18 protein-coding genes are annotated in these 24,169 nt (G+C 73.0%); 8 read left to right on the top strand and 10 right to left on the bottom strand.

The genetic code is table 11. The annotated features are described in order from the left end of the window. Positions 1 to 60 precede the first annotated feature (60 nt). Both QRT03_RS16005 and mfd read right to left on the bottom strand, forming a co-directional pair. Positions 61 to 3,141 (bottom strand): BPTD_3080 family restriction endonuclease, encoded by a 3,081-nt coding sequence (locus tag QRT03_RS16005; protein WP_286053899.1) that lies wholly within the window; start codon positions 3,139 to 3,141, stop codon positions 61 to 63. Between the two features lie 232 nt (positions 3,142 to 3,373). Then, complete coding sequence (gene mfd / locus QRT03_RS16010) at positions 3,374 to 7,033, bottom strand: transcription-repair coupling factor (RefSeq protein ID WP_286053900.1); 3,660 nt, start codon at positions 7,031 to 7,033, stop codon at positions 3,374 to 3,376. A 103-nt stretch (positions 7,034 to 7,136) separates the two neighbouring features. Between mfd and QRT03_RS16015 the strand changes: the two genes are divergently transcribed. After that, positions 7,137 to 8,627, top strand: coding sequence for an MFS transporter (locus tag QRT03_RS16015; protein ID WP_286053901.1), 1,491 nt, complete (start codon positions 7,137 to 7,139; stop codon positions 8,625 to 8,627). Next, the gene (locus QRT03_RS16020; protein WP_286053902.1) at positions 8,627 to 9,133 is read left to right on the top strand and encodes a DUF2771 family protein; all 507 of its coding nucleotides are present in this window, start codon (positions 8,627 to 8,629) and stop codon (positions 9,131 to 9,133) included. The genes QRT03_RS16015 and QRT03_RS16020 overlap by 1 nt, the downstream gene beginning before the upstream one ends. Positions 9,134 to 9,146: 13 nt before the next feature. Here QRT03_RS16020 and QRT03_RS16025 read toward each other — a convergent pair whose 3' ends face one another. Both QRT03_RS16025 and QRT03_RS16030 read right to left on the bottom strand, forming a co-directional pair. Beyond that, on the bottom strand, positions 9,147 to 9,533 hold the full coding sequence (locus QRT03_RS16025) for a cold-shock protein (RefSeq protein WP_169182663.1): 387 nt from the start codon (positions 9,531 to 9,533) through the stop codon (positions 9,147 to 9,149). Between the two features lie 369 nt (positions 9,534 to 9,902). Beyond that, complete coding sequence (locus QRT03_RS16030) at positions 9,903 to 10,907, bottom strand: helix-turn-helix transcriptional regulator (protein WP_286053903.1); 1,005 nt, start codon at positions 10,905 to 10,907, stop codon at positions 9,903 to 9,905. Between the two features lie 96 nt (positions 10,908 to 11,003). Between QRT03_RS16030 and QRT03_RS16035 the strand changes: the two genes are divergently transcribed. Next, complete coding sequence (locus tag QRT03_RS16035; protein WP_286053904.1) at positions 11,004 to 11,420, top strand: cupin domain-containing protein; 417 nt, start codon at positions 11,004 to 11,006, stop codon at positions 11,418 to 11,420. A gap of 128 nt (positions 11,421 to 11,548) precedes the next feature. Here QRT03_RS16035 and QRT03_RS16040 read toward each other — a convergent pair whose 3' ends face one another. Further along, positions 11,549 to 13,198, bottom strand: a complete 1,650-nt coding sequence (locus QRT03_RS16040; protein ID WP_286053905.1) for an AMP-binding protein — start codon at positions 13,196 to 13,198, stop codon at positions 11,549 to 11,551. Between the two features lie 115 nt (positions 13,199 to 13,313). Between QRT03_RS16040 and QRT03_RS16045 the strand changes: the two genes are divergently transcribed. After that, positions 13,314 to 14,504 carry a phosphorylase family protein gene (locus tag QRT03_RS16045; protein WP_286053906.1) on the top strand — a complete coding sequence of 397 codons (1,191 nt, stop codon included), beginning with the start codon at positions 13,314 to 13,316 and terminating at the stop codon, positions 14,502 to 14,504. 68 nt (positions 14,505 to 14,572) lie between these two features. Continuing rightward, the gene (locus QRT03_RS16050) at positions 14,573 to 14,980 is read left to right on the top strand and encodes a hypothetical protein (protein ID WP_286053907.1); all 408 of its coding nucleotides are present in this window, start codon (positions 14,573 to 14,575) and stop codon (positions 14,978 to 14,980) included. An 85-nt stretch (positions 14,981 to 15,065) separates the two neighbouring features. On the opposite strand, the gene QRT03_RS16055 is transcribed toward QRT03_RS16050, so the two are convergent. From QRT03_RS16055 to QRT03_RS16070, 4 genes are read right to left on the bottom strand one after another with little or no spacing between them, the layout of a single operon-like run. Then, positions 15,066 to 16,142 (bottom strand): sulfate/molybdate ABC transporter ATP-binding protein, encoded by a 1,077-nt coding sequence (locus QRT03_RS16055; RefSeq protein WP_286053909.1) that lies wholly within the window; start codon positions 16,140 to 16,142, stop codon positions 15,066 to 15,068. Next, the gene (locus QRT03_RS16060) at positions 16,139 to 16,915 is read right to left on the bottom strand and encodes an ABC transporter permease (RefSeq protein ID WP_286053910.1); all 777 of its coding nucleotides are present in this window, start codon (positions 16,913 to 16,915) and stop codon (positions 16,139 to 16,141) included. Before QRT03_RS16060 ends, QRT03_RS16055 begins: the two co-directional genes overlap by 4 nt. A 10-nt stretch (positions 16,916 to 16,925) precedes the next feature. After that, complete coding sequence (gene modA / locus QRT03_RS16065; protein WP_425604858.1) at positions 16,926 to 17,693, bottom strand: molybdate ABC transporter substrate-binding protein; 768 nt, start codon at positions 17,691 to 17,693, stop codon at positions 16,926 to 16,928. Positions 17,694 to 17,716: 23 nt separating this feature from the next. Next, positions 17,717 to 18,121 carry a TOBE domain-containing protein gene (locus QRT03_RS16070; protein WP_286053912.1) on the bottom strand — a complete coding sequence of 135 codons (405 nt, stop codon included), beginning with the start codon at positions 18,119 to 18,121 and terminating at the stop codon, positions 17,717 to 17,719. 138 nt (positions 18,122 to 18,259) lie between these two features. On the opposite strand from QRT03_RS16070, the gene QRT03_RS16075 reads away from it, so the two are divergent. Next, positions 18,260 to 19,465, top strand: a complete 1,206-nt coding sequence (locus QRT03_RS16075; protein ID WP_286053913.1) for an acyl-CoA dehydrogenase family protein — start codon at positions 18,260 to 18,262, stop codon at positions 19,463 to 19,465. On the opposite strand, the gene QRT03_RS16080 is transcribed toward QRT03_RS16075, so the two are convergent. Continuing rightward, entirely contained in the window at positions 19,449 to 20,084 is a 636-nt protein-coding gene (locus QRT03_RS16080; RefSeq protein ID WP_286053914.1) for a LuxR family transcriptional regulator, read from the bottom strand. The two genes, QRT03_RS16075 and QRT03_RS16080, sit on opposite strands and share 17 nt — an antisense overlap. Positions 20,085 to 20,263: 179 nt before the next feature. On the opposite strand from QRT03_RS16080, the gene QRT03_RS16085 reads away from it, so the two are divergent. Continuing rightward, entirely contained in the window at positions 20,264 to 21,481 is a 1,218-nt protein-coding gene (locus QRT03_RS16085; RefSeq protein ID WP_286053915.1) for a hypothetical protein, read from the top strand. Between the two features lie 64 nt (positions 21,482 to 21,545). Continuing rightward, positions 21,546 to 23,327: a heparin lyase I family protein gene (locus QRT03_RS16090; RefSeq protein WP_286053916.1), complete on the top strand. Its 1,782-nt coding sequence runs from the start codon at positions 21,546 to 21,548 to the stop codon at positions 23,325 to 23,327. Positions 23,328 to 24,169: the final 842 nt, after the last annotated feature.

Consider the following 24,169-nt stretch of genomic DNA (forward strand, 5'->3'; position numbering starts at 1 on the left):
CGGCGTCGAGGCACCGTTGCGGGAACGAGGGGGCATCGGACTCTCCTCAGCACGAACAGGTCAGGACGCAGAGCGCGCGGGGACGCGGTTGCGTCGTACCCCGGACGAGATGTCGACATCGGCGTACAGGTCGGCGATCGCCTGCGTGAGCTCGGACTTGGCGGTGGCGGGCTCGGTGATCTCGAGGAAGCCCCATCGCCCCCAGCCGCCGTGGTTGTTCAGCGCCGCACACCAGAGGTTCCGAGCGGTGTCGGCCTTCTCCTGCGTCATCGCTTTCGGCTTCTGTGTTCCGGAGACCTCGACCAGCAGGCTCCGTCGCACACCGTCGGCGGCCGGGACGAGGTCAACGAGGAAGTCCGGGAGGTACCGGTGCGAGCGCCCTGCGTGGGTGTAGGGGATCGCGAGTTCGAGGTGGTCGTTCTTGACGTAGCTGCGTACGGACGAGCTGAGCGATTCCAGGCTCTGAGCGACGATCTGCTCCCAAGTGTTTCCACCGATTCCGTCCAGAACGACGTAGTTGACCGGGCTACGGTCGGGCTCGGCTTCGTACACGACTTTCGTCGTGGTGAAGTCGACGTCGTCGCTGGAACCCTCAGGCTCAAACCTCCGGAAGATCGGCAGCACCGTCTCGGGTCCCTGTCCCCCTCCGACCACCGCGTGACTGATCCGCTCTGCGGCGAGGTGGTTCATCTCGCTGAGCATGAACAGCCCTGGGAAGGTTCCGCGATATTCGACGCACTCGTCAAGCCAACGGCGCGCCAACACCACCAGCTGGGGAAACAACCAACGCCGTGGTTCGTCGAGTCCGTCAGTGAAGTAGCGGTCGACCAGGCGCTGTGCGATCGAGAAGGCGACCCTCTGGGTGCGCTCGCGCGACAGTTCGTCGAGGGTATGGATCGCCTGCCGACCGACCACTCCCGCCGTCTCCGTGAGCGTCGGTACCGAAGCGAGGTCGAGAGTGAAACGGTGCGCGTCGGTGAAGGTGACATCGAGCGGACGTTCCGGGATTTCGACCCGATAGCCATCGAGCTTCGGGAAGGTGATGCGTAGATCTCCACGATCAAGCATGGCGCGCACCGGCACGGGCGGACGCGTGGGTGTCGGGTCCGGGGCTTCGCCGGGCTCGACGCGGACGAAGGAGAACGGGACTCCGTAGACCTCGGCGTACTCCGCGTCGAAGTACCCGTCGGAGTTCACGGCGTAGGAGCGCCTACGAAGCCCACGCCCGACCACCTGCTCGCAGAGAAGCTGAGAGCCGAAGGCACGTACTCCCAGCACGTGCGTGACGGTGTTGGCGTCCCAGCCCTCGGTCAGCATCGAGACCGACACGACACATCTGACGTTGCCACCCAGGCGCCCCGGCTTGCCGACAGTGTTCATGACTTCCCGTAGCAGTGCGGTGTCGTCGATCTCCTCGCTGCTTCGGCCGGTACGTGCCGCGAACTCCGCACGGTAGGCGTCGATCTCGTCGGCCGCGGCGGCCTTGAAGTCCTTGCTTATCCCCCCGCCTGACTCCAGCTGTGCCGAGTCGACCAGTATCGTCCGGGGACGACGGACCGGATGGCCGTCCTCGACGTTGGAGAAGAGGGGCAGGGCGCCACGCACGTGGACGTCGCCCACGTCGGTGTTCTTGGTGTAACCCGCGATCACGTCGAAGACCATCTTCGAGACCGTGGTGTTGTTGCAGACCACGATGAAGACCGGCGGCGCTTCGACCTCGACGTCAGCGGCCCGCGACCATCGCTCGTAGGCGTCCTCGTAGTGTCCGTACAAGCTGTGCAGGGCGGCGTCGAGCGTGTGCGGGAGTGCCGTGCCAGGTGCGAGGCCGCCGCGTGGGAGTCGCTTTGGGAGATCGTCGCCGATCCGCGCCCAGAGGTTCAGGTAGGTCACCTCGTCGTGGCTGGCGTTGTCGTCGACGGGAACCCGAGGGATCTTCACGATCCCTGACTCGATCGCGTCCATCAGCGAGAAGTCACTGACCACCCAGGGAAAGAGGAAGCCCTCGGGGTAACCGGACCCTTTGAGGAAGAACGGCGTCGCCGACAGGTCGTAGACCGCCTTGATGCCGATCTTGCTCTCCACCCGCTGCAGCCCGGTGAACCAGACCCCGGCGTCGGCATTGCGTCCGGCTGCCTCCGACTTCTCGGTGCCGGTGAGATCGGCCTCGGTCTGGCCGTCTTCGGCTGCGACGGTGCGGCCCTGGTAGCAATGGTGCGCCTCGTCGTTCAGGACCACGATCTCGCCCCGCTGTCGCGAGCCGGAGAACTCGCGGAGCACTCGGCTCACCATCTGGTCCGGCTTCTCGACGAAGGGGTCGACGTCAACTCGGGTCGTCGCGTAGGCCCGCGTCGTGGCCGAAGCCTGTTGTCCTTCCCGGGTCGTCCGGAGCAGGAAGGAGTGGAAGTTGGTGACGACGATCTGTGCCGAGCGCAGGTCCGGCCAGAGATCGGCCGGAACGAGGTCGCGGGCCCGGTAGTAGTTCTCGTCGTCGGAGGGCATCAGGACGCGGAGTCGGTCGCGGATGGTCACGCCCGGGGTGACTACGAGGAAGCGGCGTGCGAACCGAGCGTCGTGCGGCCGGGCCGCCTTATTGAGGGTCTGCCAGGCGATGAGCGCTGCCATGACGATGGTTTTCCCCGAGCCCGTAGCCATCTTGAGCGCCACGCGGGGAAGGCCGACGTTGTAACGATTGTTGATCTCGGCCAGCTCACCGGCGACCCACTGGCCGTCCCGCTTCGACGCCGCCTCGGCCAGGAAGATGGCAGTCTCGATCGCCTCGCGCTGGCAGAAGAGAACCTTATTCTCGCGTTCAGGATCCGACCAGTACTCCAGAAGCCGCTTGGTCGTTGGCGTGACATCGCCGTATCCCTGGCGACGCCAGCGATCGACCGCAGTTCTGATGTGGTCGACCTGCTCATTGCGGAGTCGACGCTCGCTGGTGTGGGCGAGGTCGAACTCCTGCTGGACCGCCGTCGAGCGCTTCTTCTTCGTCGGAGGTGGGATAGGGATCCATGACTCGCTTGGCCGGCGCCCCTCCTCGATCTCGGGAAGGATCACACCCCGGTCGTCGAAGCGCCAATGTCGCGCGGGCTGCTCGTAGGGACGGTTCAGAATCGGATTCTCGATTGCCTGCCGTGCCACGAGGCCCCTCCCGTCTCGCGCGGCCACGCTTGGCGGAGTGACCGTGCCGACCGCCGACTCACCGTACTGCGTCGCTGGATCTTCATGTCGACGCCTGGTCGTAGGACCCGCGTTCGCCCGTTCGGCACCCCGGTTGCGGCACCCGCCACCCTGACTGGTCCCCGACTTGGGAAGTCGCTGTAGCTCTCGCGCAGATCGGGAGCCGCCTGCACCCGCCGTCGGGAACTCGCTCCTAGACCGTCGCCGGGACCGGCGCCGCCGGGCGCTCGCCGTACAGCGCGACGAACAGCTGCTCGCACCAGGCGAGGAGCTCGAGGTCGCGCAGCGGCGCCGCACCCATCTTCACCGGGCCCTTCTGGCCCCCGGCGCCGGACTGGCCCTCGGTCGGCTTCGGCAGCGACAGCGTCTGCGACGCGGCCTTGAGCTGGGCGCGCGGGTGCAGGCGCTTGAGCCGCATCTGCGCGGACTCGGGCAGGTCCACCGGCGCGAACCGGATGAGGTTGCCCTGGCCCGCGACCTCGGTGATCCCGTACCGGCGGCACGCCTGCCGGAACGCGGCGACCGCGAGCAGGTTCGTCACCGGCACCGGCGGCTCGCCGTACCGGTCGACCAGCTCCTCCTTCACAGCGTCCAGCGCGGCGGCGTCGCCCGCCTCGGCGATCTTGCGGTACACGTCGAGGCGCAGCCGCTCGGTGTCCACGTAGTCGTGCGGCACGTGGGCGTCGATCGGCAGGTCGACCCGCACCTCGGCCAGCGGCTCGTCGGCGTCCGAGCCCGCGTCGGTGTGCGCCTTGAACGCCTCGACGGCCTCGCCGACCAGGCGCACGTAGAGGTCGAACCCGACACCGGCGATGTGCCCGGACTGCTCGGCGCCCAGGATGTTGCCGGCCCCGCGGATCTCGAGGTCCTTCATCGCGACGGCGGTGCCCGCGCCCAGCTCGGAGTGCTGCGCGATCGTTGCGAGCCGCTCGTGCGAGGTCTCGGTCAGCGGCTTGTCGGTGGGGTACAGGAAGTAGGCGTAGCCCCGCTCCCGGCCGCGGCCGACGCGCCCGCGCAGCTGGTGGAGCTGGGAGAGCCCGAGGGTGTCCGAGCGCTCCACGATCAGCGTGTTGGCGTTGGAGATGTCCAGGCCGTTCTCGACGATGGTCGTGCAGACCAGGACGTCGTGCTCCCGCTCCCAGAACTCGTTGACCGTGCGCTCCAGGCGCTCCTCGGCCATCTGCCCGTGCGCGGTCGCGATCCGCGCTTCCGGGACCAGCCGGCGCAGGCGCGCGGCGGTGTCGTCGATCGACTGCACCCGGTTGTGGATGTAGAAGACCTGCCCGTCGCGCAGCAGCTCGCGCCGGATCGCGGCGGCGACCTGCTTGTCGTCGTACGCGCCGACGTAGGTCAGCGTCGGGTGCCGCTCCTCGGGCGGGGTGAGGATCGTCGACATCTCCCGGATGCCGGCGAGGCTCATCTCCAGCGTGCGCGGGATCGGCGTCGCGGACATCGAGAGCATGTCGACGTGGGCGCGCAGGCCCGTGATGTGCTCCTTGTGCTCGACGCCGAAGCGCTGCTCCTCGTCGATGATCACCAGACCGAGGTCCTTCCAGGTGATCCCGGTCTGGAGCAGGCGGTGCGTCCCGACGACGACGTCGACGGCCCCGTCCGCCAGCCCCTTGATCGTCTGGTCGGCCTCCTTGTTCGGCGTGAACCGGGAGAGGCCGCGGACCGTCACCGGGAAGTTGCGCATCCGGTCGGTGAAGGTCTGCAGGTGCTGCTGGGCCAGCAGCGTCGTCGGGACGAGGACCGCGACCTGCTTGCCGTCCTGCACCGCCTTGAACGCCGCGCGCACCGCGATCTCGGTCTTGCCGTAGCCGACGTCGCCGGAGATCACGCGGTCCATCGGGACGGCCTTCTCCATGTCGGCCTTGACCTCGTCGATCGCGACCGCCTGGTCAGGCGTCTCGGTGTAGGGGAACGCGTCCTCCATCTCGCGCTGCCAGGGCGTGTCCTGGGCGAACGCGTGGCCGGGCGCGGCCTGCCGGGCGGCGTAGAGCTGGACCAGGCTCGCGGCGATGTCGCGGACCGCCTTGCGGGCCTTCGACTTCGTCTTCGACCAGTCCGACCCACCGAGCTTGTTCAGCGTCGGAAGCTCGCCGCCGACGTAGCGGCTGATCTGGTCGAGCTGGTCGGTCGGCACGAACAGCCGGTCGCTCTGCTGCCCGCGCTTGGAGCTGGAGTACTCCAGGACGAGGTACTCGCGGGTGGTCGCGGCCTTGCCGGTGCCGGTGGTCCGCTGGGTCATCTCGACGAACTTGCCGATGCCGTGCTGGGCGTGGACCACGAAGTCGCCCGGCTGCAGGGTCAACGGGTCGACCGCGTTGCGGCGCTTGACCGCCGCACGCTTGGTGGGCGCGTCGCCCCCGCCGGGGCGGGTGCCGGTGAGGTCGGCCTCGGTCACGACGACGAGGCGGCTCGCCTCCGCGACGAACCCGTCGCCGAGCCGGCCGCGGGTGACGACGATGCTGCCGGGCCGCGGCTCGGCGGTGCCCGCCACGACCGGCACCTCCTCCCCGACGAACTCCCGCAGCTGCTCGACCGTCCGCTCCGCGGTCCCGGCCGCCGGCACGACGACGAGCGCCGCGCCCCCGGAGGCCGCGTGGGCGCGCAGGTCGACCGCGGCCTTCTCCCAGTCACCGCGGTAGGAGTCGACGCCCGCGATCCCGGTGCGCAGGACGCGGACCCCGTCGCGCGTGTGCGTGTCGTCCTCGAGGTCCGGGTCGGTCGCGAGGCTGGAGAGCGTCCACCACGGCACGCCGGCGGACGCCGCGGAGGCCCGGACGGCGTCGAGGTCGCGGTAGGCGGAGCCGCCGAGGTCGATGGGGGCGCGGCCGTCGGTCGAGTCGGCGGCGACCAGCCAGCTCGCCTCGAGGAACTCCTGCCCGGTGCGCACCAGGTCGGCGGCGCGCCGCGCCACCCGCTCCGGGTGGCAGACGACGACCGACGAATCGTCGGGAAGGAGCTCCGGGAGGACCTGCAGCTTGCCGGGCAGCAGCGCCGGGATCAGCGACTCCATGCCCTCCGTGGGGATGCCCGCGGCGACCTTGCCGAGCAGCTCGGCCAGGGCCCCGTCGTGACCGGCCTGCAGGGTCGCGGCGCGCTCCCGGACCTCGGCGGTGAGCAGCAGCTCACGGCACGGCGGGGCGATCACCTCGGTGGGGCGGGCGTGCGAGGAGTCGGGCAGCGAGCGCTGGTCGGCCACGGAGAAGCAGCGCATCTCGGAGACCTCGTCGCCCCAGAACTCGATGCGCACCGGCGACTCGGCGGTCGGCGGGAAGAGGTCCACGATGCCGCCGCGCACCGCGAACTCGCCCCGCTTCTCGACCATCTCGACCCGCGCGTACGCGAGGCCGACCAGGCGCTCGGCGAGGTCACCCAGCTCGATCTCGACGCCCTCGCGCAGCACGACCGGCTCGAGGTCGCCCAGGCCGGGCACCAGCGGCTGGATCAGGCTGCGGGTGGCGGTGGTGACGACGCGGAGCGGCGCCTCGCCCGGGTGCGCCAGCCGCCGCAGGACGTCGACCCGGCGCCCGACGGTGTCCGCCCGCGGGGAGAGCCGCTCGTGGGGCAGCGTCTCCCAGCTCGGCAGGTACGCGACCGCGTCCGGGCCGAGCAGCTCGCCGATCGCGGCCGCGAGGTCGTCCGCCTCGCGCTCGGTGGCGCAGACCACGAGCACCGTCCGCCCGGCGCCCTGCTCCGGGTCGGCCAGCGCCGTCGCGAGCAGCGGGCGCAGCGCCGTCGGGCCCTCGACGGCGGCGTCGCGGCCGGCGGCGTCGACGACCGTGCGCAGGCCGGGATCGGCCAGCAGCGTCGTGGTCAGACCGGACAGCAGAGCGGGAGAAGACACCCGGGAACCCAACTCCTGAACAGGTGGGGAGGATCGACGACCAGTCTACGAGAACACCCCGACGATCACCGGCGTTCCCCGGGCGGACGAGACGTGGGCGACGATGGGACCCGTGGCCCGCTCCGACCCCGCCCCGGACCCCGACACCGGCCGTGCCGGCTGGTCGGCCGGGCAGCGACGGCGGGGCCGCGACCGGGACACCCGTCGTCGGGAAGACCCGGAGGACACGCGCGAGGAGCCGCCCCCGACCCGCCGGCTCACCGGGCAGGACGCCGACGATCCCGGGCCCCGCAAGATCACCGTCACCCGCGTCGCCGCGTGGCGGACGCGGAACCTGACCCGCGCAGGCGTCCGTGCCTTCCACCGCGCCGCGTCCGCCGATGGCGCCGACCGCTCCGGGCTCACCGCGCTGACCTACGCGTGGATGGCGAACTACGCCTCGGACGCCACGCTCGCGGTCGCGCTCGCGAACACGCTGTTCTTCTCCGCCGCCAGCGCGGAGTCCAAGGACAAGGTCGCGCTCTACCTGCTGATCACGGTGGCCCCGTTCGCCCTCATCGCCCCGGTGATCGGCCCGCTGCTCGACCGCATCCAGCGCGGCCGCCGCTGGGCCCTCGCGATCTCGACGGCGGGTCAGGGCGCGCTCGCCGTCGTGCTGGCCCTGTTCATGGACACGTGGGCGCTCTACCCGGCGGCCCTCGGGATCCTGGTGCTGTCGAAGTCGTTCGGCGTGCTGAAGGCGGCCGTCACCCCGCGGGTGCTGCCCCCGGGGATCACGCTGGTGACGACGAACTCGCGGCTGACGGTGTTCGGGCTGGTGGCCTCCGGGGTGTTCGGGGCGCTCGCGGCCGGGGTGTCGTACCTGTTCGGCTCGCCGGGGGCGGCGTGGCTGACGGCGGGGATCTGCGGGGTCGGGGTGTGGCTGTGTCTGCGCATCCCGCGGTGGGTCGAGGTGACCGAGGGTGAGATGGAGACGGTGCTCATCCCCCGCCCGGGTGCGCGCCGTCCGAAGGCGCGGATGAGCGGCCACGTCGTCACCGCGCTGTGGGCGAACGGGACCATCCGGGCGCTGACCGGCTTCCTGACGCTGTTCGCGGCGTTCGTCGTGAAGGCCGAGACCGAGGGGACGCCGGGGCGCCAGCTCCTGCTGCTCGGCGTCGTCGGCGCGGCCGCCGGGGCGGGCGGGTTCATCGGCAACGCGCTCGGGGCGCGGCGGCGGTTCGACCGGCCGGACGTGCTGCTGGTCACCGCGCTGTGCGCCGCCCTCGCCGCGACCGTGACCGCCGCGATCCTCGTCGGGCTCGTGACGGCGGCCGTGGTCGGCCTGGTCGGGGCCACCGCCTCCGCGCTGCTCAAGGTGTGCCTGGACGCGGTGGTGCAGCGCGACATGCCCGAGGCGGCCCGGGCGTCGGCGTTCGGGCGGTCGGAGACGATCCTGCAGCTCACGTGGGTCTTCGGCGGTGCGCTCGGGGTGCTGCTGCCGCCCACGTGGTGGATCGGCTTCACCGTGATCAGCGTGGTGATCGCGATCGGTACCGTGCAGACCGTGCTCATCTCGCGCGGCCGCTCGCTCCTGCCCCGCCGGTCCGCCTGATGGTGACCCGGCTGCGGGCGGTGCCCCGCTGGGTGTGGGTGGCCGTGGTGGCGATCGTCGTCGTAGTGGCCGCGGTCGTGACGGTGCTGATCGTCACCTCGGGTCCGGACGACCCCGGCGACGTGACCTTCACGGCGGGCGGGGTGTCGGTCGCGGCCGACCCGACCGTCTACTGCGACCTCATGGTCACCGACTGCGAGACCGCCCCGGACGACGTCGTCACCCTGCCCCTGCCGGCGGGGGTCACGGTCGACCTCACCGTGCCCGACGCCGTCCGCAGCACCCCGTGGCAGGTCGCGTTCGCCTACCTCGACGAGAACGGCGCACCGCAGAGCGGACGCAGCCAGGTGTTCGCCCCGAACGCGGCCGGCACGTTCCGACTGGCTCTGCCCGACCCGCGGTGGCGCCTCGAGCGCGTCGAGGTGCAGCAGTTCGGCGCGAGCGAGGTGCAGACGCCGCAGGGGAGCCTGTTCTCCACCCGCTCGACGTGGGTGCTGACCGGCTGACCCGGCCGCCCGCTCAGCCCTCGAGCTCGCGGGCGACCGCGCGCACGACCTCGGCGAGCCGCTTCGTGTTCCGCCGGTCGGGGTAGCGGCCGCGCCGCAGGTCGGGCTGCACCTTCGCCTCGAGCAGCTTGATCATGTCGTCGATGAGCCCGTGCAGCTCGTCGGGCGAACGGCGCTTGGCCTCGGCCACGCTCGGCAGCGGGTCGACCAGGCGGACCTGCAGGGCCTGCGGCCCGCGGCGCCCCTCGGCGATCCCGAACTCCACGCGCTGCCCCGACTTCAGGGCCTCCACCTCGCGCGGCAGCGACCCCTTGGGGACGTAGACGTCGGCCCCCTCCTCCTGGGAGAGGAACCCGAACCCCTTCTCGGCGTCGTACCACTTGACCTTGCCGGTCGGCACCGCGCTCACCCGTTCTCTCGTCGACGAGAACGCGCCCCGGCAGCGTGCCGGAGCGCGTCACACCATCGTATCCCGCACGGGTGATCGGGTCGCCGGAGATCAGGAGCGGCCCGTCGTTCCGAGCGAAGGGCCCCTCCGGTCGGGTAGACGGGCCGTGGGCGCCCACCGCCCACCGGCGCGCGAGCGACCCGTTCCGAGCGAAGGGCCCCATCGCTCGATCTACCCGACCGATGGGGCCCTTCGCTCGGTTCGGGTCACCAAGATCCCGAGCCGGAGCGCGGACCGATCGGTCCCCGCCCCACTTCGCGCGGCGGAACGAGATCTTCGCCTTCCCGACGGCGGGTCCGGTCCGGTCCGGACGCGGGGGGATCAGCCGTGCAGCGGGGCGTAGTGCCCGGAGAACAACGCGGCCTGCAGCTCCCCGCGGCCGGAGGCGCCGAACTTCGCGAGCACGGCCTTCACGTGGTCCTGCACCGTCCACTCCGAGAGCCCCAGCCGCCGGGCGATCTGCTTGTTCGGGCGACCCCGTGCCAGCTCGGCGAGCACGTCCTGCTCGCGGGCGGACAGGCCGCGGGCCCGCGCGACGACGTCCGCGAGCCGGGACGGCCGGATCGGGTCGACGACGACCGCCGTCATCGTCCCGAGGTCGGTCGGGGCGAACGTCAGCCAGCGACCCGACGGCGTCGGGGCCGAGATCGGGCCCGCGTGACCGGCTCCCCGGCGCGCCGCGATCAGGGCGGTCACCGCGGCCGGGAGCTCGGCCCCCTCCAGCAGGACGCGGGCCTCCGGGCTCACCTCCGACACCGTGCCGTCGGAGCCGCACAGCACCAGTCCCGACCCCTCGACGTCGTGCGCGGCGACCACCGCATCGTCGTCACCCCGGGCGCGGGCGTGGGTCATCGCGACGCGCAGGGCCAGGGCCGCGGGACGCCCGAGCTGGGACGCGGCGGCCACCTCGGTGCCGGTGAAGACCCCGCCGGCGCGCAGGAGGTCCACCACGCCCCACGCGGTGCGCCCGTCGTGCAGCACCAGCCGGAGGTGGTCGGTGAACCCGCGGGGGGCGAGCACCTCGCGGTGCCGCCGGCTGCGGGCGGGGTCGCCGCCGGTGGCGTCGTGGACCGTGCCGACCAGCGCCCCGTCGGCGAGGTCGGTGTAGCGCAGGACCTCCCGGTCGTCCGCGTACTCGGACGCCAGGACCTCGCCCTCGAACACCGGGTCGCGGTCGGCGCCGTAGAGCCGGCAGGAGGTCGTCATGACGGTCGTCGGGTCGACCGTGGCCCACACCGCGAGGTCGTGGCCGACGATCCGCGACAGGGCCGCCGCCGCGTAGTCGCGGACCGCCACGTGGCCCGCCGCGGGATCGAACGTCGTCACGGTGCGTCCCCCCTGGAACTGGGGATGGGGTCCCCGACCTCGTTCTTACTACGTTCGAGAGGTCAGCAACACACCACGAATCACACGGAGTACACGATGACCGAGACCTTTCCCCTGATGGGCGCTCGCGCCGTCGTCCTCGCGACCGCCGACGAGACGCACGGCGCCTGGGAGCAGTTCGAGCTCCGCCTCGGCCCCGGGGCCCGATCACCCCGTCACACGATCGCCGGGGACAAGCTCTTCCACGTCGTCGACGGCACCGTCACGGTCCTCGTGGGCGAGCAGGAGCGGTCGGTGAGCGACGGGCCGGTGTTCGTCCCCGCCGGCACCGCGCACTGCTACCGCAACGACTCCGGTGCGGACGCCCGCATGGTGGTCACCGTGACCGGCCGTGGGCAGATCGACTTCCTGCGCGGGATGAGTCGGCTCACCGCGGACGGCCCGCCGGACCAGGCCGCCCTCGCCGAGCACACCGCCGCGCACGGGGTGACGCTGCTGCCTCCGTCGTCCTGAGCGAGGGGGCCCTCCGGTCGGATAGACGGGCCGTGGGCGCCCACCGCCAACCGGCGCGCGAGCGACCGAAGGGCCCCATCGCTCGATCTACCCGACCGATGGGGCCCTTCGCTCAACACGGTGCCGCGCTACGCCGTCGGGCTCACGTTCCCCAGGCCGAGCAGCTCGACGGAGGTCTCCCGCATCTCGACCTTGCGGACCTTGCCGGTGACGGTCATCGGGAACTCGTCGACGACGTGCACGTAGCGCGGGATCTTGTAGTGGGCGAGCTTACCGGTGGCGAACTCGCGGACGGCCTCGACGGTCAGCTCGGCGACCCCGTCGCGCAGGCGCACCCACGCCATCAGTTCCTCGCCGTAGCGCTCGTCGGGGACCCCGATCACCTGCGCGTCGAGGATGTCCGGGTGGGTGTAGAGGAACTCCTCGATCTCGCGGGGGTACACGTTCTCACCGCCGCGGATCACCATGTCCTTGATGCGGCCGGTGATGTTGATGTAGCCCTCGTCGTCCATCACCCCGAGGTCGCCGGTGTGCATCCAGCGGGCGCGGTCGATCACCTCGGCGGTCTTCTCCGGCTGCTCCCAGTAGCCCAGCATCACCGAGTAGCCGCGGGTGCACAGCTCGCCCGGCGTCCCGCGCGGCACCGTCAGCCCGGTCTCCGGGTCGACGATCTTCGACTCCAGGTGCGGCCCGACCCGGCCGACCGTGGACACCCGCCGGTCCAGCGAGTCGTCGACCCGGGTCTGGGTGGACACCGGGGAGGTCTCGGTCATGCCGTAGCAGATCGACACCTCGCTCATCCCGAAGCGCTCCACGACCTGCTTCATCACCTCGATCGGGCACGGCGAGCCGGCCATGATCCCGGTGCGCAGGGCGGAGAGGTCGTAGGAGTCGGCGTCGGGCAGCGCGAGCTCGGCGATGAACATCGTCGGCACCCCGTAGAGCGACGTGCACCTCTCCTCGGCCGCCGCCTCGAGGGTCAGCTTCGGGTCGAAGCCCGGCGCCGGGATCACCATCGTCGCGCCGGAGCTGGTGCACGCGAGGTTGCCCATGACCATGCCGAAGCAGTGGTAGAAGGGCACCGGGATACAGACGCGGTCGACCTCGGTGTAGCCACACAGCCGGCCGACGGAGTAGCCGTTGTTGAGGATGTTGTGGTGCGAGAGCGTCGCGCCCTTCGGGAACCCGGTGGTGCCCGACGTGTACTGGATGTTGATCGGGTCATCGGCGGACAGCTCCGCCTGCCGCGCCCGCACCCGCGAGACGTCCCCGGACACGAACAGCGCCGTCCACGCGTCCGAGTCGGTGATGATCACCGTCTCCAGGCCCGCGCAGTTCGGGCGGACCGTCTCGATCATCTCGGCGTACTGCGAGGTCTTGAACGACCGTGCCGCCACCAGCATCCGCACCCCGGACTGGTTGAGCACGAACTCCAGCTCGTGGGTCCGGTAGGCCGGGTTGATGTTCACCAGGATCGCGCCGACCTTGGCCGTCGCGTACTGCAGCAGCGTCCACTGCGCGCAGTTCGGCGCCCAGATGCCCACCCGGTCGCCGATCGCGATCCCCAGGTCCAGCAGCCCCAGCGCCAGCGCGTCGACCTCGGCCACGAACTCCGCCCACGTGTAGCGCAGCCCCTGGGCCCGGTCGACCAGCGCCTCGCCGTCCGGGACGCGGGCGGCCGTGCGGTCCAGGTTGTCGCCGATGGTGTCGCCGAGCAGGGGCTCGTCGGAGATGCCGGACGCGTACGACGGCACGGTGGGGACGGCGGGGGCGCTCACCGGAGGTGACCTCCATGACGGGTTCGATCGTGGTCCGCCTCACGATCGCACCCCGCACCCGATCGCGGGAACCCTCCGACCCGCCGTCGGGAACCCGCTGGGACCATCGGGGACCGTGACCGCCACCCACCCGCAGACGACGGCGAGCGCCGACGGCGCGACCCTCGACGACGCCGACGCGGCCGTGACCCACCTGGTGGACACGCTCGCCGCCATCGACGACGACGGCTGGTACTCGACGATCGAGGTCGTGCGCCCGTGGTCGTCGGTGAATCCGCGGCTGACCGGCGAGTTCTCCCGCACGACGGCGATCCGGCGCTACCTGTGCCGCGAGCTCGCGGCGCTGCTGCGGGCCGGCGCGCGCATCACGGTGCGCCCGGCGCGGCCCGCGCTCGCCTTCGACGACCCGGCGTTCTTCGACGCCCTGGACGAGGACCGCGTCGACGCCCGCTCGAAGAAGCTGTTCCTGTTCGGCCCGGAGCGCATGCAGCTCTCCGTCGACCGGCTGGGCCACTACACCGGCACCTCCGCCGAGGCCTTCCAGCGGCACGTGCTGTTCACGAACTACGCGATGCACGTCGAGGCGTTCCTGGAGCGCTGGCCGGACGCGATCCGCCCGGATCACGACGTCCAGATGCCCGCCTACCACCACACCCGCCCCGAGGGCGACGGCGTCTCGTTGGTCAACATCGGTGTCGGCCCCGCGAACGCGAAGACCGCGACCGACCACGTCTCGGTCCTGCGCCCGGACACCATGATCATGATCGGGCACTGCGGGGGCCTGCGGAACCACCAGCAGAAGGGCGACTTCGTCCTCGCGACCGGCTACCAGCGCTTCGACCACGTCCTCGACGAGGTGCTGCCGCTGAACGTCCCGGTGATCCCGAACCACCGACTGAACACCTTCCTGCTGGAGGCCCTCGAGGACGCCGGCGCCGAGTACCGGATCGGCACCGTGCACACCACGGACAACCGCAACTGGGAGCTCAACCAGAAGCTGACGCTCGCGGCGATGCAGGCCAGCCGCAGCGTCGCGGTGGACATGGAGTCGGCGACGATCGCGGCGAACGGCTTCCGCTACCGCGTGCCGAACGCGACGTTGCTCTGCGTCTCGGACAAGCCGCTGCACGGCTCGCCGAAGCTCTCCGCGGACGCCCAGTCGTTCTACGAGACCTCCAAGCGCCAACACCTCGGGATCGCGCTCGCCGCGCTGGACCGGGTGCGCCGCGAGCACCCGGGCGGCCTCCCCGGCCAGGAGATCCGCTCGGTCGACGAGCCGCTGTTCGGCGGTCCGTCCGACACCTGAGAGCCAGCCCGCGGACCGCTCCGCCGCGGGACGACGGCCACCGGGGCCACCCCGGAGCATCGTCGGCCATGACCGCTCTGCTGCTCCTGCCCCGGTCCGCCGCCGACCTCACCCGCGGACGCGGGCCCCTCGCCGCCCTGCTCGGGATCGGGCTCGGCGCCTGGGCGTGGTTCGTGGCGTTCCTCGTGGTCCTCGGCTTCCTGCGCGGGCCGCTGTACGGCGTCGTGGACCCCGGCCCCTACGACGACGCCTGGGGAGGCCCGTCGCTAGCCGGCGCGTGGACCGTGCACGCGCTGGTCTGGGTCGGGGTCCTGGCGGTCGCGCTCGGGATGTGGCGGGCCCTGGCGCGGCTGCACGCGGCGGTCGTCGAGCACCTCGCGGGTTCCCGACGTCGGGTGTGGCCGGTTCCCGTCGCGGTGCTGCTCCTGGTCCTCGCCGGGGGGTTCGTCGTGCTGTGGACGCGTCAGCTCGGCTGATCGGCGTACCGCCCCTCCGGAACGAACGGCACTCTCGCAGCTTCTACGCGCACGAGAGTGCCGCTCGATCAGGAACGCGGGGGGCTCACCGACCGGCGGGGTGCACCTCGACCTCCGCGGCCTTCACCGCGAACCACACCTCGTCGCCGGGCTCCACGCCGAGCTGGGCGACGGCGGCCGGGGTGACGTCCGCGGCGAGGCCCTCGACCCAGCCCGGCCCGCCGTCGGGAACCCCGGCGCGCAGCCGCACCAGCTCCCCGTGCGGCTCCATCGCGGCCAGGCGCACCGGGACGGTCGTGCGCGGGGAACCCTTCGGCGGCTCGCGGAACACCGACACCGCCGCCGGCGCGAACAGGGCGACGGCCGCCTCGCCGTCGTCGAGGGTCTCCGGGTGCATCCCGCCGACGACGGTGCCGTCGGTCGTCCGCAGCCCCTCGGGACACGAGCGCCCCGGGACCAGGTCCAGCCCGGCGATGCGCGCGGCGAACGCGGAGCGCGGGCGGCGCAGGACCTCGGCCGTCGGCCCGGACTCCACCACCCGCCCCGCGTCCAGCACGACGAGGCGGTCGGCGAGGACGACGGCGTCCAGGACGTCGTGGGTGACCATCAGCGTGGTCACGCCGGTGGCGCGGACGACCCGCCGCAGCAGCGAGCGCACCGCGGGGGTCACGTCGACGTCGAGCGCCGCGAACGGCTCGTCGAGCAGCAGCAGCTCCGGCTCGCACGCCAGCGCGCGGGCGATCGCGATCCGCTGGGCCTGGCCCCCGGAGAGCTCCGCGGGGCGCCGGTCGGCCAGGGCGGTCGCGTCCACCATCGCGAGCCAGCGGTCCGCGGTCTCCCGGGCGGCCCGTCGTCCGGCGCCGGACGACCGCGGGCCGAACGCGACGTTGTCGCGCGCGGTCAGGTGCGGGAACAGCAGTGCCTGCTGGCTGAGGAGGCCGACCCGCCGCCGGTGCACCGGCACGCCGCCGAGCTCCCGCCCGTCGAGCGTGATCGCGCCGCGGTCCGGGGCGTGCAGGCCTGCCAACGCCCCCAGGAACGTCGACTTCCCGGCTCCGTTCGAGCCCAGGACCGCGACGACCTCGCCGGACCCCACCGTCACGGACACGTCCAGCGTGAAGGACCCGCGGGTGACCGCGACGTCGACCTCGAGCCGGCTCACCTCAGGTCCCGCGTCCGGCTCACGACGATCACGCCGATCGCCACCACGACCAGGACCAACGACATCGCCACGGCCCCGTCGAGGTCGTCCTGGGACTGCAGGTAGATCAGCAGCGGCAGCGTCCGCGTCGTGCCCTCGAGCGACCCGGCGAACGTGATCGTCGCGCCGAACTCACCGAGCGCCCGGGCGAAGGCGAGCACCGACCCGGAGAGCAGGCCCGGCAGCACGACCGGGACGGTCACCCGCCACAGCGTCGTGAACGGCGACGCCCCGAGCGTCGCGGCGACCGCCTCGTACCGCTGCCCCGCCGTGCGCAGCGCGCCCTCGAGGGACACCACGAGGAACGGCATCGCGACGAAGGTCTGGGCCAGGACCACCGCCGTCGTCGAGAACGGGACGGTGACGCCGAACTCGCGGTCGAGCCAGCCGCCGACCGGGCCGGTCCGCCCGAACAGGAACAGCAGCGTCAGGCCCCCGACGACGGGTGGCAGCACCAGCGGCAGGAGCACGACGGACCGCACGAACGCGAGCCCCGGGAGCGAGGACCGGGCCAGGACCACGGCGAGCGGCCCGCCGAGGACGAGGCACAGCACCATCGTCGCGAGCCCCGTCTTCAGCGAGAGCCACAACGCGGCGAGCGCCGACGGCGACGTGACCAGGCCGAGGAAGTTCGGCCAGTCCACCCGGACGACGAGCCCCGCGACGGGGATCGCGACCAGGAGCCACGCCAGGGCCGCCGGCGCCCAGAGGAACCGCGGGACCGTGGTCCTCACGAGCGAGGCGTCACTTGGTGACGAACCCCGCCTGCTGCAGCGCGGCCGCGCCCTGCGGGCCCCGGACGAAGTTGATCCAGTTCTGCGCCAGGTCGGCGTTCTGCGAGCCGGTCACGACGCCGATCGGGTAGGACTGCACCGCACCCTGGGCCGAGGCCTGCGGGAAGTCGACGCCGGTGACCTTGCCCTGCGTGGACTTCACGTCGGTGACGTAGACCAGGCCCGCGTCGGCGTTGCCGGTCTGGACGCGGTTGAGCACGCCCTTGACGTCCTGCTCCTCGCTCGCCGGCGTCAGCGTCACGCCCGCGGCCTTCTCCGCGGCCTCGGCGGCAGCACCGCACGGGACGGCCGGGGCACAGACCACGGAGATGACCCCGGGCCGCGCCATCGCGGCGAGGTCGGTGATCTGCTTGGGGTTGTTCGGGGCGACCGCGATCTGCAGCGAGTTGGTCGCGTAGACCACCGGCTCGCCCTGGATCTTCCCGGCCTGCACCGCGGTCTGCATCGTCTTCGAGCTCGCGGTCGCGAGGACGTCCGCGGGCGCACCCTGGACGACCTGCTGGGCCAGCGCGTCCGACCCGCCGAAGTTGAACTTCACGGTGGTGCCGGGGTTCGCGGCCTGGAACTCGTTGCCGAGCTGCTGGTAGGCGCCGGTGAGCGACGCGGCCGCGGACACCGTGAGCGTCCGGGCGGGGGCCTGTGCCTGCTGGCCGGACCCGGAGTCGGATCCGCCGCACGCCGTCAGGGCCAGCCCGAGGACGGCAGCGGCGCCGGCCATGAGCGCGGAACGGAATCGGGTGCTCACGCGGTCCCTCCAGGGGTCTCGACGATGATGTGGGTGGCCTTGACGACGGCCACCGCGAGGGAGCCCACCTCGAGGGAGAGCTCGTGGACGGCCTCGGTACTCATGAGCGACACCACGCGGTGGGGACCGCACTGGATCTCCACCTGCGACATGACCTTGTCGCTCTGGATGTCGGTCACGAGCCCGACGAACCGGTTGCGCGCGGACCGCCCGACCCCCGACGGATCGGGGGTGGCGTGGGCCGAGGCCCGCGCGAACGACGCCAGATCGGCCCCGGCGATGACCTTGCGGCCGCTGGAGTCGGTCTCGACCGGGAGGGACCCGCCGTCGGTCCACCGCCGCACGGTGTCGTCGCTGACACCGAGCAGGCGGGCTGCCTCGGCGATCCGGAAGTGCGTCACGGAGCGGCAGTGTAGGGCCGCACGTACGGTCGCGCTCCCCCGGTCGAGGGGCATTTCCCGAAGCGGCGGGTCCGCGCGGCCACTGCGGGTCGATCACCACTCTCGCGGTCGGCCGACGGCGGTGGGAGAGTCGGGCGCGTGGACTTCGCACCCAGCGCCGCGGCGGCCGACTACACGAAGAGGATGCGCGCCTTCCTGGAGGAGTCGATCCTCCCGGCCGAGGCCGAGTACGACGCGTTCCGGGAGGAGCGCCGCGGCACCCCCGCGGAGCACGAGCTCCCGCCCGTCGTCGAGAACCTGAAGGCCGAGGCCCGCGACCGCGGGCTGTGGAACCTCTTCCTGCCCTCCGAGTCGGGCCTGACCAACCTCGAGTACGCCGCGGTCGCGGAGGTGACCGGCTGGTCCCCGGTGATCGCCCCGGAGGCGATCAACTGCCAGGCCCCGGACACCGGGAACATGGAGACCCTGCACCTGTTCGGCACCGCCGAGCAGAAGCAGGACTGGCTGGCACCGCTGCTCGCCGGCGAGATCCGCTCGGCGTTCGCGATGACCGAGCCGGCCGTCGCCTCGTCGGACGCCACGAACATCGAGACGCAGATCCGCCGCGAGGGCGACGAGTACGTCATCAACGGCAAGAAGTGGTGGTGCTCGGGCGCCGCCGACTCGCGCTGCGCGATCTTCATCGTCATGGGCAAGACCGACCCCGAGGCCTCGAAGCACCGTCAGCAGTCGATGGTGCTGGTCCCACGCGACACCCCCGGCGTGCACATCACCCGCGCCCTGCCGGTGTTCGGCTACCAGGACCAGCACGGGCACTGCGAGATCGAGTTCCACGACGTCCGCGTGCCGGTCTCGAACCTGCTCGGCGAGGAGGGCGGCGGCTTCGCCATCTCCCAGGCGCGTCTCGGCCCGGGTCGCATCCACCACTGCATGCGCCTGATCGGGATGGCCGAGCGCGCCCTGGACGCGATGGTCCGGCGCGCCAACGAGCGCATCGCGTTCGGCGGACCGCTGGCCGACCAGGGCGTGGTGCAGCAGCAGATCGCCGAGAGCCGCATCGAGATCGACCAGGCGCGGCTCTACGTCCAGAAGGCCGCGGACCTGATCGACAAGGTGGGGTCCCGGGGCGCCGCGAGCGAGATCGCGGCCATCAAGGTCGTGTGCCCGCGCATGGCCTGCGGGGTCATCGACCGCGCCATCCAGGTGCACGGTGGCGGCGGGGTCTCCGACGACTTCCCGCTCGCCTCGGCCTACGCCTGGGCCCGCGCCCTGCGCCTGGCCGACGGGCCCGACGAGGTCCACCTGCGCTCCGTGGCGCGCGTGGAGATCAAGGCCCGAGCCTGAACAGCTGCAGCCGCCAGGCGCGGCCGACCGCCTCCGCGCGGTCGGTCGCGCCGAGCTTGCGGAACAGCCGGGCGACGTGGGTCTTCACCGTCGCCGAGGACAGGTAGAGCCGCCGGCCGATGTCGGCGTTCGTCATCCCCCGGCTCATCCCGACCAGCACCTGCAGCTCGCGCACGGACAGCTCCAGGGCGCGCTGCGCGGTGAGGTCGACCCGGACGCCGTCGTCCGAGGGCACGAGCAGGTCCTCGTCCGACGAGGCCCCGGCCGCGGCGGCGGCGAGGACGCGGGTCAGGGCGCGCGGGGCGTCCCAGCGCAGGTAGCCGACCGCGCCGGCCGCCAGGGCCTCCGCGACGACCGCGGGCGCGTCCGACGGCCCGGCGACGAGGACCGGGACGTCCGGGGCCGCCGAGCGCACGTCGGCGACGTCCTGCCCGACCGTCCCCCCACGGGACACTCCCAGCACGACGACGTCCGCGGTGCCCGCCGCGGCGCGCGCGAGGACGTCGTCGAGGTCGCTCGCGACCACGACCTCGTCGGCCTCCCCCGCGGCCGCCAGGAGCAGTTCCAGGCGATGGCGCGCCTGTTCCCGCTCGTCGTGCACCACGCAGGTGCCCCCCATCGCGCGGCTCCTTCACACGATCGTGTCCTCCCGTAGCTCTACCGGGCGACAAGGGACGCAGCCGTTCGCCACACCGAAGATCACGACATCGGTGTAATTCACCCGCTCGGTCATCACTCACGTGCGTTACGCCGACTACGTATTGCGCACACCCGACCCGCGTCGCTCTCATGATCGTCGTGCGCCAACTGATGCGGTTCGCGGTCGTCGTGGTGGCCGCCGCGGTGCTCGTGGCCGTCCCGCTCGTCCCGACGACGGCGCGGGCGGTCCCCTCCGGCGAGACCTGGGGCGCCGAGCTGGCCGTGGCAGGCGGGGACGACGTCGACGTCGTCGCGGGCGACGGCGCGATCCGCCTCGCGGACACCGCGCCCCGCCGGACCACCTCGGGCCCGTCCCCCGCCGAGGGCACGCTGCTGCTCGCGCCGCGGCGCCTCGGCGCGGTCGCCGACCGGGTCTCCGCCGCGGTCACCGCCGACACCCCGGCCGGCTCCGAGGTGCTGGTCGCGGTGCGGGGCCTGCGCGACGACGGGTCCTGGTCGGAGTGGTCCGCGAGCGGCCCCGAGGGTCCGGCCCAGCTGCCCGGCCCGACGCTCCAGGTGCAGGTCCGCGTCACCCTCGTGGCGGGCGGGAACGGTGAGAGCCCGTCCCTGCGCCGCCTCTGGCTCACCGCGGACGCGACCCCCGCACCCCGGCGGCTGTCCGCACCCGCCGTCGCCACCCCGTTCGGCGCCCGGGTGTTCGCCACCCGGATCGGCCTGGTCGGCAACACCACCGCGAACGGCCACCGGATCGTCTCCGACGACCGCTTCGTCGCCCTGCCCTCCCGCCGCGGCCTCTCCCCCGAGGACACCGGGGACTACACGGTGCGGGTCTGCGCCGACAACGGCCGGTGCACCTGGGCCCCGGTGTGGGACGTCGGCCCGTGGAACGTCAAGGACGACTACTGGGGCACCGACCGGGAGTCGTTCCGGGACCTCCCCCGCGGCGTCCCGCAGGCCCAGGCCGCCCGGGACGGCTACGCCGGCGGCCGGGACGGCCTCGGCCGCCGGGTCGCGAACCCCGCCGGCATCGACCTCGCGGACGGCACCTTCCGCGACGACCTCCGGCTGGCGGACAACTCCTGGGTCGACGTCGCCTACCTCTGGACCGGCACCGGACCGGCCGGGACCGCGCGCGACGGGGACGTGCTGACCGTGCGGTCCGCACCCTCCCCGGACGCGCCCGACGTCGGGACGGTCGCCCCGCGCTCCCGGGTGCCGGTCGAGTGCGCCACCGGGTCCGGGTCTGGCGCGCAGGCCCTGGCACGGGTTCCCGACGACGGCCGCTGGCTGCGGCTCGCACCCGACCGCTACGTCCCAGCGACCGACCTGGAGGTCCCCGATGTCCCCGCGTGCTGACCGCTCGTCCCGCAGCGGCGGGGAGGCCGGGACCGCGCCGGGCCATGATCATCGAGCACCTGGGGTGGTCACCCCGCCCGCGCGGGCACCGAGGGTGCTCGCTCGTCGGCGGGCCGCCGTCACCAGCGCGGTCCTCGCCTCCCTGCTGCTCGCGGGCGCCACGGTCGCGGTCGCGGAACCGGCGATCGTCGTCCCCGAGCCGGGTGGCGAGAGCTGGGCCGCGGAGCTCGCCCTCGAGGGCGGCGACGACACCGGGGTCCTCCTCGCCGACGGCGCCGTCCGGCCGCTCCCGACGCCGGGCGTCCGTCCCGAGGGCATCCTGACCGTCGCACCCCGCCGCCTGCTCCGCCCCACCCGCGAGCTCGCCGGGACCGTCACCGCGGACCGGCCGCCCGGCACCGAGGTCGACCTCGAGGCCCGCGGCCTCGACCCCGACGGCCGCTGGGGTCCGTGGCAGGCGGTGCGCGACCGGGCGCCCGCGCAGTTCGCCGCACCCACCTCCGAGGTGCAGGTCCGGCTCGTCCTGCGCGGCACCGCCGACGGCTCCGCGGTGCCCGCCGCGCGCGGGGCGTGGCTGACCGCCTCGTCGACCTCGCCGGGAACGACGAGCACCACGAGCCCGTCGTCGAGCACGACGTCCTCGACGGCGACCTCGACGCGCCCGCACCACCCCGACCGGCCGGACCACCCGTCGAGGCCGACCACGACCGGGCCGACCACCACGACGCCGACCACGACCACCCCACCGCCGTCGACGACGACGCCGACCACCACGACCACCCCACCCACGACGACCACCGAGCCGACGACCACCACCACCGGGCCGACGACCACCACCACCGGGCCGACGACCACCACCACCGGGCCGACGACCACCACGACCACCACCACGTCCCGGCCGAGCGACCCCTCGTGCCTGCCGGTGCCGTCCGGCCTGCCCGTGCCGCTCCCGACCGTCTGCGTCCGCCCCCCGACGATCCCGACCGACCGGCCGCAGGCCCTCCGGGCCGCCGACGCGACCACGACGTCGACCACCCCGACGACCTCTTCCACCGCCTCGACCACCGGCCTGATCTGGGACGGCGCGATCGCCACGAAGGGCCTCGGCGGGTTCAAGGACACGCCCTGGAACATCACGGACGACTCCACGGTGACCGTCGTCGACGGCCCCGCGAAGACCATCCGCTTCACCGTTCCCGCGGGCTCGCAGCGCGCGGAGGTCGAGCCGGACGTCGACGAGTTCGGCGAGGGCCAGACGCGGTTCTTCCGCCTGACCTACACGCTGCCCCCGTCGTTCCCGCTGGACCCGGGCGGCTTCCAGCTCGCCACCCAGTGGAAGAACGACGGGACCGGGTCGCCACCGCTGGAGCTACGGATCGAGGACGGGAAGTTCCGCCTCGGCGGCGGGTTCGGCCGGCCCGGCGGGTCCCGGCTGTTCTCCACCGACATCGCGCCCGCGGTCACGGGGCGCCCGGTCGACATCGTCGTCGGGATCGTCTTCTCCTCCGACCCGGAGAAGGGTCGCGTCGACGTGTGGCTCGACGGGCAACAGCGCGTCGCCGGGTTCCGCCCGCCGGGCGGCACGCTCTACGAGGGCAAGCAGGACTACTGGAAGGTCGGCCTCTACCGCGACACCTCGAACCAGGGCACCGCCACCGCCGACCTGGGGGTCGCGCGGGTGGGCGAGACCTACGGATCGGTGGCGGGCACCCCGACCCCGGCTCCTGCCCCCGCGCCGCCGAGCACGACCACGTCGCCCTCCCCGACGCCGTCGACGACCTCGACCCCGTCGTCGCCGACGAGCCCGAGCCGCACCGTCGTCGCCACCGCCCCGCCCGGACCCTGACCCCGCTGCACCAGGACGGTCGCCATCCCCGGCGTCGGCCCGGGACGCAGCGCGGCCGGCGGCAGCACGAGCACGCCGTCGCGGCGGGCGAGCACGACCTCGGCGTCGACGGGGAGCCCGATCCGCGCGGAGTCGGGCAGCGGGGCGGCGATCGCAACCGCATAGCGCCCGTCCGCCCCAGGCGCCGGGGCGATGTCGACGACCTCGCCCCTCTGCCGTGTGCCGGCGGGGGCGCCCGGGGTGTCCGCGGCCGGCGTCACGAAGGCCGTGCGCCCCGTGAGCACGGAGGCGACCTGGGCGGGGTCGAGGCCGACGCGGACCACGAGCCCGGTCAGGTCGGCGATCTCGACGGCGGGTGGGGAGTCCGCCGTGACCCGGTCGCCGACCTGCACGCGCACCGTCGTCACCGTCCCGTCCTGCGCGGCACGCAGCACCCCGCCGTCGAGGACGCGACGGGCCTCGGCGAGCGCCGCCCGGTCGGCGGAGACCGTCGCGTCGAGGCGGGCCAGGGCGACCGGGTCCGGCAGCGGCGCCACCCCGGCCGCGGAACGCGCCCGCTCGTCGGCCGCCAGCGCGGCCTCGGCCGCCTCCACCCGGGGCCGGGCGGCCCGGTCGTCGAGGGTCGCCAGCACGTCGCCCGTGCTCACCACGCCGCCGGCGAGCACGTCGACCGACGCGACCACGCCGTCGACCGGGAAGGACGCGGACGACGACGCCCGGCTGACCACCGTCCCGCCCACCCGGGCCTGCGCGACGACGCTGCCGCGCTCGACCGCCGCGGTCTGCGGCCGGACCGGCGTGTCCGCGGCCAGGGCGAGCCCGCCGACCACGACGACGGCCGC

The organism is Actinomycetospora termitidis (assembly GCF_030286555.1).
GTDB classification, from domain to species: domain Bacteria; phylum Actinomycetota; class Actinomycetes; order Mycobacteriales; family Pseudonocardiaceae; genus Actinomycetospora; species Actinomycetospora termitidis.

Bases quoted from the DNA above. Each gene is read 5' to 3' on its own strand.
- QRT03_RS16015 (WP_286053901.1), top strand. From the start codon at position 7,137: ATGGGACCCGTGGCCCGCTCCGACCCCGCCCCGGACCCCGACACCGGC.
- QRT03_RS16020 (WP_286053902.1), top strand. From the start codon at position 8,627: ATGGTGACCCGGCTGCGGGCGGTGCCCCGCTGGGTGTGGGTGGCCGTG.
- QRT03_RS16035 (WP_286053904.1), top strand. From the start codon at position 11,004: ATGACCGAGACCTTTCCCCTGATGGGCGCTCGCGCCGTCGTCCTCGCG.
- QRT03_RS16050 (WP_286053907.1), top strand. From the start codon at position 14,573: ATGACCGCTCTGCTGCTCCTGCCCCGGTCCGCCGCCGACCTCACCCGC.
- modA (WP_425604858.1), bottom strand. From the start codon at position 17,693: ATGGCCGGCGCCGCTGCCGTCCTCGGGCTGGCCCTGACGGCGTGCGGC.
- QRT03_RS16080 (WP_286053914.1), bottom strand. From the start codon at position 20,084: ATGGGGGGCACCTGCGTGGTGCACGACGAGCGGGAACAGGCGCGCCAT.